The following is a 1,042-nucleotide window of genomic DNA, read 5'->3' on the forward strand; positions in this document are numbered from 1 at the left end:
GGTCATCCGTGGGTTCCCTTTGGGGGTGAGTCCGTGGGCGGGCGGGGTTTGGTTACAGGGCTCGCGCATCACCGCCCTCCCGTGTCGCGCTTGCCGCCCAGGCCGGGCATGGTCATGCCGGGCATGCGGGAGTGGTCCATGCCCTCCATGCCGCCCGAGCCGGACCTCGGTGTCACGGCGCGGTTGAGCTCGCGCCAGTCCTTGGGATCGACCACGTCGTAGCGCGCCACGCCCGCGGTGACCGCGGAGTAGCGCGGCGCGCGCACGGCGGCGGCGGGGTTGGCCGGGGCAACCAGCCAGTCCGGCGCGGCGGTGGGCACGCAGGCCGCGAGCGGCAAGGCCGTGAGCGCCAAGGCCGTGAGCGCCACGGCCGGCCTGAGGAAGGTGAGCATCGCTTCGGATCCCGAACGGGGGCTGGCGGCCGCGCTCAGGAGCGCGGACCGGCGGACAGGGAGGGGGCGCGGGCAGGCGCAGCTGAGCCGGCCGGGCCGGGCGCGGCCTGCGCAGGCAGGATCCTGGTCAGGGCGCGGCCGGGAGCGGCGGGAGGGGGCGGGCGTCTGGCCCGCCGCGGTCAGGCGCGGTGCCTGGGGGGCCGCTCGATGCGCAGGGGACGCGGCTGGGCGACGCCGTCCTCCTGGGCCAGGCCGATGGGCTCGGAGGGGCGCAGGACCAGCGCCGTGCCCGACCAGGGCGCGTCCGGCAGGGCCGCCTGGCAGGCCAGGGGGCAGCAGGTGGCCACGCAGCCGGCCGGCCGCGTGTGGTGGCCGTGCGGGTCCGGGTGGTGCTGGCCGGCCGAGGCGAGCCGGTGGCACTCGGGGACGTCCGCGCCGTCCGCCTGGCCGCTCGCTGCCGCGGGCGCGTCGGCGGGGCCGGCTGCGGGCCGATGCTGGGCGTGCGGGTCGGCGGGGGCCTGGTCGACGGCGGCGTGGTCGGCCGCGGCGTGGCGCTGCATCGTGCACGGCGCCGCCGGGGCGATGGCCACGGCCATCGCCAGCACCGCGAGCAACATTGCGCGAAGAACTGCCAAGGACCCAGAGACCCT

2 protein-coding genes are annotated in these 1,042 nt (G+C 78.1%); both read right to left on the minus strand.

The window, feature by feature from the left end; all coding sequences use genetic code 11:
- Nucleotides 1-68 precede the first annotated feature (68 nt).
- Entirely contained in the window at nt 69-392 is a 324-nt protein-coding gene (locus tag MFF64_RS36490; protein WP_099901530.1) for a hypothetical protein, read from the minus strand.
- Between the two features lie 179 nt (nt 393-571).
- A partial coding sequence (locus MFF64_RS36495; protein WP_238193904.1) for a hypothetical protein occupies nt 572-1,042 on the minus strand: 471 nt, incomplete at its 5' end.

This window comes from Methylobacterium frigidaeris (assembly GCF_022179185.1).
GTDB classification, from domain to species: Bacteria; Pseudomonadota; Alphaproteobacteria; order Rhizobiales; family Beijerinckiaceae; genus Methylobacterium; species Methylobacterium frigidaeris.